This window comes from Xanthomonas sp. NCPPB 1128, from assembly GCF_001043115.1.
Classification (GTDB): domain Bacteria; phylum Pseudomonadota; class Gammaproteobacteria; order Xanthomonadales; family Xanthomonadaceae; genus Xanthomonas_A.
Window position 1 is genome coordinate 22,231 of sequence record NZ_LFME01000047.1, and the last position, 9,238, is coordinate 31,468.

8 protein-coding genes are annotated in these 9,238 nt (G+C 67.1%); 7 read left to right on the forward strand and 1 reads right to left on the reverse strand.

All coding sequences use genetic code 11. From position 1 onward, the window contains the following. Window positions 1-23: 23 nt before the first annotated feature. From atpA to ACP93_RS19665, 5 genes are all read left to right on the forward strand, one after another. On the forward strand, window positions 24-1,571 hold the full coding sequence (atpA, locus tag ACP93_RS19645) for a F0F1 ATP synthase subunit alpha (protein WP_048492354.1): 1,548 nt from the start codon (window positions 24-26) through the stop codon (window positions 1,569-1,571). Between the two features lie 185 nt (window positions 1,572-1,756). Continuing rightward, complete coding sequence (gene atpG / locus ACP93_RS19650) at window positions 1,757-2,620, forward strand: F0F1 ATP synthase subunit gamma (RefSeq protein WP_048492349.1); 864 nt, start codon at window positions 1,757-1,759, stop codon at window positions 2,618-2,620. Window positions 2,621-2,766: 146 nt separating this feature from the next. Beyond that, complete coding sequence (atpD, locus tag ACP93_RS19655; protein WP_048492350.1) at window positions 2,767-4,173, forward strand: F0F1 ATP synthase subunit beta; 1,407 nt, start codon at window positions 2,767-2,769, stop codon at window positions 4,171-4,173. A 144-nt stretch (window positions 4,174-4,317) separates the two neighbouring features. Continuing rightward, window positions 4,318-4,740 carry a F0F1 ATP synthase subunit epsilon gene (locus ACP93_RS19660; protein ID WP_019796279.1) on the forward strand — a complete coding sequence of 141 codons (423 nt, stop codon included), beginning with the start codon at window positions 4,318-4,320 and terminating at the stop codon, window positions 4,738-4,740. A gap of 380 nt (window positions 4,741-5,120) precedes the next feature. Beyond that, the gene (locus tag ACP93_RS19665) at window positions 5,121-5,699 is read left to right on the forward strand and encodes a chorismate mutase (RefSeq protein ID WP_106407149.1); all 579 of its coding nucleotides are present in this window, start codon (window positions 5,121-5,123) and stop codon (window positions 5,697-5,699) included. Between the two features lie 393 nt (window positions 5,700-6,092). Here ACP93_RS19665 and ACP93_RS19670 read toward each other — a convergent pair whose 3' ends face one another. Next, window positions 6,093-6,476: a GtrA family protein gene (locus ACP93_RS19670; RefSeq protein ID WP_010343789.1), complete on the reverse strand. Its 384-nt coding sequence runs from the start codon at window positions 6,474-6,476 to the stop codon at window positions 6,093-6,095. 139 nt (window positions 6,477-6,615) lie between these two features. Here ACP93_RS19670 and glmU point away from each other — a divergent pair, with 139 nt between their 5' ends. Both glmU and ACP93_RS19680 read left to right on the forward strand, forming a co-directional pair. Then, window positions 6,616-7,983, forward strand: a complete 1,368-nt coding sequence (gene glmU / locus ACP93_RS19675) for a bifunctional UDP-N-acetylglucosamine diphosphorylase/glucosamine-1-phosphate N-acetyltransferase GlmU (RefSeq protein ID WP_048492351.1) — start codon at window positions 6,616-6,618, stop codon at window positions 7,981-7,983. 3 nt (window positions 7,984-7,986) lie between these two features. Beyond that, window positions 7,987-8,508 carry a GNAT family N-acetyltransferase gene (locus tag ACP93_RS19680; RefSeq protein ID WP_048492352.1) on the forward strand — a complete coding sequence of 174 codons (522 nt, stop codon included), beginning with the start codon at window positions 7,987-7,989 and terminating at the stop codon, window positions 8,506-8,508. The last annotated feature ends 730 nt before the right edge of the window (window positions 8,509-9,238 follow it).

Below are 9,238 nucleotides of genomic sequence, written 5' to 3' on the forward strand. Positions count from 1 at the left end.
TGGACGATCCGAAGGAAACCAAGATGGCAACCACGCTCAACCCCTCCGAAATCAGCGAACTGATCAAGAACCGCATCGAGCAGGTCAAGCTGGCCGCGGAGTCGCGCAACGAAGGTACGGTCACCAGCGTGTCCGACGGCATCGTGCGCATCTTCGGCCTGGCCGACGTGATGCAGGGCGAAATGATCGAACTGCCGAACGACACCTACGCCCTGGCGCTGAACCTGGAGCGCGACTCGGTCGGCGCCGTGGTGCTCGGCGACTACGAGAACCTGCGCGAAGGCGACGTGGCCAAGACCACCGGCCGCATCCTGGAAGTGCCGGTCGGCAAGGAACTGCTGGGGCGCGTGGTCAACGCGCTGGGCGAGCCGATCGACGGCAAGGGCCCGCTGGGCACCAGCCAGACCGCGCCGGTGGAGCGCGTGGCGCCGGGCGTGATCTGGCGCAAGTCGGTCGACCAGCCGGTGCAGACCGGCTACAAGTCGGTCGACGCGATGATCCCGATCGGCCGCGGCCAGCGCGAGCTGGTCATCGGCGACCGCCAGACCGGCAAGACCGCGCTGGCCATCGACGCGGTGATCAACCAGAAGAACACCGGCATCAAGTGCGTGTACGTGGCGATCGGGCAGAAGGCCTCGACCGTCGCCAACATCGTGCGCAAGCTGGAAGAGAATGGCGCGCTGGCGCACACCATCGTGGTCGCCGCGACCGCTTCCGAATCGGCGGCGATGCAGTACATCAGCGCCTACGCCGGCTGCACCATGGGCGAGTACTTCATGGACCGCGGCGAAGATGCGCTGATCGTGTACGACGATCTGTCCAAGCAGGCCGTGGCCTACCGCCAGATCTCGTTGTTGCTGAAGCGCCCGCCGGGCCGCGAAGCCTACCCGGGCGACGTGTTCTACCTGCACAGCCGCCTGCTGGAGCGCGCCGCGCGCGTGTCCGAGGACTACGTGGAGCAGTTCACCAAGGGCGAGGTCAAGGGCAAGACCGGTTCGTTGACCGCGCTGCCAATCATCGAAACCCAGGCCGGCGACGTGTCCGCCTTCGTGCCGACCAACGTGATCTCGATCACCGACGGCCAGATCTTCCTGGAAACCGACCTGTTCAACGCCGGCATCCGCCCGGCGGTGAACGCCGGTATCTCGGTGTCGCGCGTCGGCGGTGCTGCGCAGACCAAGATCATCAAGAAGCTCTCCGGCGGCATCCGCATCTCGCTGGCGCAGTACCGCGAGCTGGCGGCGTTCGCGCAGTTCGCCTCGGACCTGGACGAAGCCACCCGCAAGCAGCTCGAGCGCGGCCAGCGCGTCACCGAGTTGATGAAGCAGAAGCAGTACCTGCCGATGTCCATCGCCAACCAGGCGCTGTCGATCTACGCCGTCAACGAGGGCTATCTCGACGACGTGCCGGTCAACAAGCTGCTGGCGTTCGAAGAGGGCCTGCACGCCCACTTCGCCAACACCCAGGGCGAGCTGATCGCCAAGGTCAACGACACCGGCGACTGGAACGGCGACATCGAGGCGGCGTTCAAGAAGGGCATCGGCGAGTTCAAGACCACGGGCAGCTGGTAAAGAGCCGGGATTCGGGATTGGGCATTCGGGATTCGCAAGAGCGGTGGTGCAGGGGATGGGTCGATCCCGATCACCGTTCCGGATCTCCAGAGTCAGGTATTTGGGTTTGTAGGTGAGGTGGGTTTGGGAGCTCTAGCGAATCCCCAATCCCCAATCCCCAATCCCACGAGCGGAGCGAGCGAGTAATGGCAGGCGGACGCGAAATCAAATCCAAGATCAAGAGCGTGCAGAACACCCGCAAGGTGACGCGCGCGCTCGAGATGGTCTCGGCCTCCAAGATCCGCAAGGCGCAGGATCGGATGAAGACCTCGCGTCCGTACGCGCAGGCGATGAAGCAGGTGATCGGGCATCTGGCGCAGGCCAGCACCGACTACACGCATCCGTTCCTGGTGCAGCGCGAGTCGGTCAAGCGCGTCGGCTACATCGTGATCTCCTCCGATCGCGGGCTGGCCGGCGGCCTGAACAACAACCTGTTCCGCAAGATGCTGGGTGAAGTGCGCCAGTGGCAGGACCAGGGCGCGGGCGTGGACGTGGTCACCATCGGCCAGAAGGCCTCGGTGTTCTTCCGCCGGCTCAAGGTGGACATGGTCGGCAGCGTCAGCCACCTGGGCGACCTGCCGCGCGTGGAGCAGCTGATCGGCGTGATCAAGGTGATGCTGGACGCGTTCACCGAAGGCAAGCTGGACCGCGTCTATCTGGTCTACAACCGCTTCGTCAACACGATGACGCAGAAGGCCAGCTTCGACCAGCTGCTGCCGCTGCCGGCGGCCGAGAGCCAGGTCGCGCACCACGACTGGGACTACCTGTATGAGCCCGATGCCGCGACCGTGCTCGAGCACGTGATGACGCGCTACATCGAGTCGCTGGTGTACCAGGCGGTGCTGGAGAACGTGGCGTCCGAGCATGCGGCGCGCATGGTCGCGATGAAGGCGGCCAGCGACAACGCCAGCAAGCTGATCAGCACCTTGCAGTTGGTCTACAACAAGGCGCGTCAGGCCGCGATCACCCAGGAAATTTCCGAAATCGTCGGCGGCGCGGCGGCCGTGTAAGTGCCGGGATTCGGGATTGGAGAGGCGGGATCGGCAAGAGCAGCGAAGCGCGCTTTTGCGAATCCCGAATCGCGAATCCCCAATCACGAAATCCATGGGATGGCGCAGGCCATCCGGACAGAACTAAAGCTAACCGGAGCAGCAAAATGAGTCAGGGCAAGATCGTTCAGATCATCGGCGCGGTCGTCGACGTCGAATTCGCGCGTGCCGATGTGCCGAAGATTTACGACGCACTGAAGGTCGAAAACACCGCCATCACGCTGGAAGTGCAGCAGCAGCTGGGCGACGGCATCGTGCGCACCATCGCCCTCGGTTCCACCGACGGCCTCAAGCGCAACCTGGTCGCCACCAACACCGGCCGCGCGATCTCGGTGCCTGTCGGCGCCGGCACGCTGGGCCGCATCATGGACGTGCTGGGCCGTCCGATCGACGAGGCCGGCGACGTGCAGGCCAGCGACCACTGGGAAATCCATCGCGCGGCGCCGACCTACGAAGACCAGTCCTCGGCCACCGAGCTGCTGGAAACCGGCATCAAGGTCATCGACCTGATGTGCCCGTTCGCCAAGGGCGGCAAGGTCGGTCTGTTCGGCGGCGCCGGCGTCGGCAAGACCGTCAACATGATGGAACTGATCAACAACATCGCCAAGGCGCACTCGGGTCTGTCCGTGTTCGCCGGCGTGGGCGAGCGTACCCGCGAGGGCAACGACTTCTACCACGAGATGAAGGACTCCAACGTCCTGGACAAGGTGGCGATGGTGTACGGCCAGATGAACGAGCCGCCGGGCAACCGGCTGCGCGTCGCGCTGACCGGCCTGACCATGGCCGAGTACTTCCGCGACGAGAAGGACGCCTCGGGCAAGGGCAAGGACGTGCTGCTGTTCGTCGACAACATCTACCGCTACACCCTGGCCGGTACCGAAGTGTCGGCGCTGCTGGGGCGCATGCCGTCGGCGGTGGGCTACCAGCCGACCCTGGCCGAGGAAATGGGCGTGCTGCAGGAGCGCATCACCTCGACCAAGTCCGGCTCGATCACCTCGATCCAGGCCGTGTACGTGCCCGCGGACGACCTGACCGACCCGTCGCCGGCGACCACCTTCGCCCACCTCGACGCCACCGTCGTGCTGTCGCGCAACATCGCCTCGCTGGGTATCTACCCGGCGGTGGATCCGCTCGACTCGACCAGCCGCCAGCTGGACCCGAACGTGATCGGCCACGAGCACTACGACACCGCCCGCCGCGTGCAGTCCACCTTGCAGAAGTACAAGGAACTGAAGGACATCATCGCGATCCTGGGCATGGACGAACTGTCCGAAGAGGACAAGCAGGCCGTGTCGCGCGCGCGCAAGATCGAGCGCTTCTTCAGCCAGCCGTTCCACGTGGCCGAAGTGTTCACCGGCTCGCCCGGCAAGTACGTGTCGCTGAAGGACACCATCCGCGGCTTCAAGGCCATCGTCGACGGCGAATACGACCACCTGCCGGAGCAGGCCTTCTACATGGTCGGCGGCATCGAGGAAGCGGTCGAGAAGGCCAAGAAAATGGCCGAGAAGGCGTAAGAGCCGGGATTCGGCATTCGGGATTAGGGATTCGCAAGGCGGCATCGAGGACAAGGGAGTGGGAGTGAGGACGAAGCGGCGCGGCCGCTTTGGCCAATCCCCAATCCCGACTCCCCACTCCCGCCTCGCGCCAGCGAGGTAACCATGAGCACCATCCGTTGCGACATCGTCAGCGCCGAGCATGAGATCTACCACGGCGACGCCACCCTGGTGGTCGCGACCGGCGAGTTGGGCGAGCTGGGTATCGCGCCCAAGCACGCGCCGTTGATCACCCGGCTCAAGCCCGGCAAGGTGGTGGTGACCACCCCGAGCGGCGAGCAGCTGGACTTCGCCATTTCCGGCGGCATCCTCGAGGTGCAGCCGCAGGTGGTGACGATCCTGGCCGACACCGCGATCCGCGCGCAGGACATCGACGAGGCGTCGGTGCGCAAGGCCAAGGAAGAAGCCGAGCGCCTGCTCGCCAACCGCGGCGAAGGCATGGACGTCGCCGAGGCGCAGGCCAAGCTGGCCGAGGTCACCGCACAGCTGCAGGCGCTGGAGCGCCTGCGCAAGAACCTCAAACACTGAGTTCACCGCCACGCGGCCTCACCGCCGCATGCGACGACAACGCCGGCGTTTGCCGGCGTTGTCGTGTCTGGGAGAGGAGTGGGTCTCCTTCGTACGCTGCCTCCGCGTGCATGTGGGGGATCACCGCGCGACCCGGCTTGCCGCACGCTGCTGACGCGCAGGCGCATGGATCGCCGCGAAGATCGCATTCCTGCGGCGCAGCCCGCGATCCAGGTGGAATGCGACGCAGCGCACGGCGCTGGCTTGCTGGTCGCTGACTCGGTGGTGTCGCCATGCGACAAGACGCGCGTGCGGTCATCGTCCGGTCCGTGGACTGCGGCAAGATGGCCGCCCGATCTGCGGTCCATCCCCCACCCGCAGACGGTTACCGGAGAACCGAGATGCCCCTGTCCGCTTCCGTTCCTCGTCCTTGCGTGCATGCGCTGACCGCCGTGCTGGCCGGTGCCATGCTGATGGGATGCGCCTTGCCCGCACGCAGCGCCACCCCGCTGGAACCGCTGCTGGATCGCATCGTCGAGCGCAATGCGATCGGCGACCAGGTCGCGCTGAGCAAGTGGGACAGCGGCAAGCCGGTGCTGGATGCCACGCGCGAGGCCGCGGTGCTGGCGAGCGTGCGCGAGCAGGCGCCGGCCCATGGCGTGGATCCGGACGATGCCGCGCGCTTCTTCGGCATGCAGATCGAATCCAACAAGCTGGTGCAGTACGAACTGCTGTCGCGCTGGCACTTGCGCGGTCGCGCGCCCAACAGCCCGCGCCCGGACCTGACCGCGCTGCGCGCGCGCCTGGACCAACTGCAGGGCGAGATGCTGGATGCACTGCAGGCCAGCGCCACAGTGCGCCAGGCCCCGGATTGCCCGGCGGCGACCGCGCGCGCGGCCGAGGCCTATGCGCTGCGTTGGCAACTGGACCAGCTGCACCGCACGGCGCTGGTGCGCAGCCTTGGCGATTTCTGCCACTGAGCTTTTGGTGGCGGGCCGGCGACGGATGGCCTGCATCGGAGGGAGGCGAAGTTGCTCTGGCGATCAGCGCCCCTGACGCGGGCCCGTCGTTCGGGCTTCGATCGTCGCGACTGAAGGGTCTCTCTAGTAACGCGCGTTGCCGCGGCGCAGCCGGACACGTCGTTATCCTCGTAGGAGCGGCTTCAGCCGCGACGGGCGTTCGCGGTAGAGCGTGTCGCGGCTGAAGCCGCTCCTACAACGGGACTCCGTGGTTGTTCGAGGTCCCCTGAAGTCGCTCCCACAGGGATGCTTCCGGCATTCGCTTGCTCTTGTGGGAGGGGCTTCAGCCCCGACAGCCATCGATGCCGATCGCGCGCAGCGATGCCGCCCTTATGCCCGCTGGGCATGCCAGCGCTAGCGATACACCAACTGCCGGCCGAGGAAGAACGACACCACCGCCAGCATGCCTTCGACCAGCGGCTTGGCCAGCCAGGCCAGGCGCAGGCCCAACCCGTGCGCGCACAGCGCCACCAGCCAGGTGCTGAGTGCGGTGAGCACCAGCCACATGGCCATGAAGCGGCCGAAGCGCCGCCAGCCCAGGCGCGCGGCGTCGCCGTTGGCGAAGGTGATGCGGCCGTTGAGCCAGAAGCCGAGCAGGGCGCCGCAGACGCGGCCCAGCACGTTGCCCGGCACCGTGGGCATGCCGGCTGCGGTGGCGGCGACGAACACGCTCCAGTCGACCAGCAGTTGCAGCAGGCCGATCAGCAGGAACTGGCTGCCCTGGCGCAGGAGACCCATGAACATCCGCAGGAGAAGACGATCGCGCATGCTAGCGCCTGCCGCGTCGATGTACAGCCCGCCGCGCGTGCTGCGGCCGTGACGGCAGATGCGGCCGGCACCCACTAGAATCCGTCGTCCACCCGCACCGGAACCGTCCATGAGCCTGCCCCTGCACGTCGTGATCCTCGCCGCCGGCGCGGGCAAGCGGATGAAGTCGGTCAAGCCCAAGGTGCTGCAGCCGATCGCCGGCCGGCCAATGCTCGCGCATGTGATCGAGACCGCGCGCCAATTGCAGCCGGACGCGATCCACATCGTGCATGGCCACGGCGGCGACGCGGTGCTGGCGGCGTTCGCCGACCAGCCGGACCTGCTGTGGGCCGAGCAGGCGCAACAGCTGGGCACCGGCCACGCGGTGCAGCAGGCGATGGCGGCCGTGCCCGACGCGGCCACGGTGCTGGTGCTGTACGGCGACGTGCCGCTGATCCGTGCCGAGACCCTGACCCGCCTGCTGCATGCGCCCGGCCGCGTCGCGGTGCTGGTCGCCGAACCGGAGGATTCCACGGGCTACGGCCGCATCGTGCGCGACGCCGCCGGCAAGGTCGCGGCGATCGTCGAGCAGAAGGATGCCGACGACGAGCAGCGGCGCATCCGCACCATCAACACCGGCATCGTCACCGCCGAGTCCACCGCGCTCAAGCGCTGGCTGGCGCAGCTGCGCAACGACAATACGCAGCGCGAGTACTACCTGACCGACGTGTTCGCCGCCGCGGCCGCCGAGTTCACCCCGGCGGAGATGGTGCTGGTGGCCGATCCGATCGAGGCCGAGGGCGCCAACGATCCGTGGCAACTGGCGCAACTGGAACGCGCCTGGCAGCTGCGTGCGGCGCGTGCGCTGTGCGAGCAAGGCGTACAACTGATCGACCCGAACCGCCTCGACCAGCGCGGTCGCGTGCGTGTCGGCCACGACGTGTGCATCGACGCCAACGTGATCCTGGAAGGCGAGGTGGAACTGGGCGACGGCGTCAGCATCGGCCCGTTCGTGCGGCTGAAGGACGTGGTGCTGGGGCCGGGCACCGAGGTGCGTGCGCATTGCGACCTGGAAGGCGTGGTCGCCGAGGGCGCGGTGCAGATCGGCCCGTTCGCACGGTTGCGCCCGGGCACGGTGCTGGCCGACGGCGTGCACATCGGCAACTTCGTCGAAACCAAGAAGGCGGTGCTCGGCGTCGGCAGCAAGGCCAATCACCTGACCTACCTGGGCGATGCGACCATCGGCAGCGGCGTCAACGTCGGCGCCGGGGTGATCACCTGCAACTACGACGGCGTCAACAAGTCGCAGACGGTGATCGGCGATGGCGTGTTCGTCGGCTCCAACAGCGCGCTGGTGGCGCCGCTGGAGATCGGCGACGGCGCCACCATCGGCGCCGGCTCGGTGATCACCCGCAGCGCGCCGGCCGGCAAGCTGAGCGTGGCGCGAGTACGCCAGGAAACCGTCGAAGGCTGGAAACGCCCGGGCAAGCGCGACTGAGGCATGACCGGGCGCATCCGTCTGGCGCGCGAGCAGGAGTTGGCGCGTTTGCCGGAGATCGAGCGGCGCGCCGGCGCCCTGCTGCTGGGCCATCCGGCGCAGGCCGTGTTCGCGCGGCATGCACTGGATGCGGAGGCGCTGCGTGCCGGGTTGGCGTGCGGACAGCTGTGGGTGGCGCTGGACGAGGAGGACCGGTGCGTGGGCTATCTACTCGGCGGGCGCCTGGACGACAGCTTCCACGTGCAGCAGATGGACGTGGATCCGCGCTACGGGCGCCGCGGCCATGGTCGGGCGTTGCTGCGGCATGCGTGCGCCGCAGCGGCAGCTGCTGGTTTCCAATGCGCGCTGCTGACCACCTTGCGCGACGTGCCGTGGAATGCCCCGTTCTACGCCAGCGAGGGCTTTGTCGAGCTGCCGCCTGCGCAGTGGGGACCACAGTTGCGCGCGACCTGGCGCCAGGAAGCCGCACTCGGCTTCCCCATGCACCTGCGGGTGGCGATGCGTTGTCCGCTGCGAGAAGACTGAGCACGGGATGTGCGCTGGCTGGCGATCGATGGCGCGTTCGCACGCTTGCAGTAGGCGTGTCGGTAGAGCGGCGATGGCGCCGCGACACGACGATAGGGGAAACAGGATGTCGTGGTTTGTCCGGGTGTCCACGAGCGTCGCTCATCTCTCCGGCGTGTAAGTTCTTCGGTGTTCGCGCACGTGCGGGGAAAGGTCGGCAGGCGCCATTGGGAGCGCAATCGATTCGCCGGCGCCGCTGCCGCCGCCGTCAGCGACATCCCGCAGCAATGTGGCTGTGTGCTCTGCAAGGCGTATCGCGGCGAAACAACGCCGCGCTGAAGGGAACCACATGCGTCCGCTTTGGCCGCGTTCACCATCAAGGCCAAGGTTGAGATCGTGATCGGGTGGTTGCGCGGAGATCGTGCAGTGATCGAGCACACGGCGCTCGACCGAGAACAGGCGCGACCGAGGCGTCCTTGGCGCCTCGACGCGCAACGCGGAATGACGCATCGCTACCGGAGGCGATGATCGCCGGTGTGCGACATCAGGGCACCTCTAATCACGCACTTTGCCGCGACTCAAGCGAACATGTCGTGCCACCTTCGTAGGAGCGGCTTCAGCCGCGACGGGCTTTCCCGGGAAAGCCCGTCGCGGCTGAAGCCGCTCCTACAGGAGGTCTCGCATAGTTATTAGAGGTGCCCATCAGCCCGCGCTACTGCGTACGCTCTTCGAGTCCCGAGTCCCGAGTCCC

Coding starts and splice junctions, on each gene's coding strand:
- atpA (WP_048492354.1), top strand. CDS start 24: ATGGCAACCACGCTCAACCCCTCCGAAATCAGCGAACTGATCAAGAAC.
- atpG (WP_048492349.1), top strand. CDS start 1,757: ATGGCAGGCGGACGCGAAATCAAATCCAAGATCAAGAGCGTGCAGAAC.
- atpD (WP_048492350.1), top strand. CDS start 2,767: ATGAGTCAGGGCAAGATCGTTCAGATCATCGGCGCGGTCGTCGACGTC.
- ACP93_RS19660 (WP_019796279.1), top strand. CDS start 4,318: ATGAGCACCATCCGTTGCGACATCGTCAGCGCCGAGCATGAGATCTAC.
- ACP93_RS19665 (WP_106407149.1), top strand. CDS start 5,121: ATGCCCCTGTCCGCTTCCGTTCCTCGTCCTTGCGTGCATGCGCTGACC.
- ACP93_RS19670 (WP_010343789.1), bottom strand. CDS start 6,476: ATGGGTCTCCTGCGCCAGGGCAGCCAGTTCCTGCTGATCGGCCTGCTG.
- glmU (WP_048492351.1), top strand. CDS start 6,616: ATGAGCCTGCCCCTGCACGTCGTGATCCTCGCCGCCGGCGCGGGCAAG.
- ACP93_RS19680 (WP_048492352.1), top strand. CDS start 7,987: ATGACCGGGCGCATCCGTCTGGCGCGCGAGCAGGAGTTGGCGCGTTTG.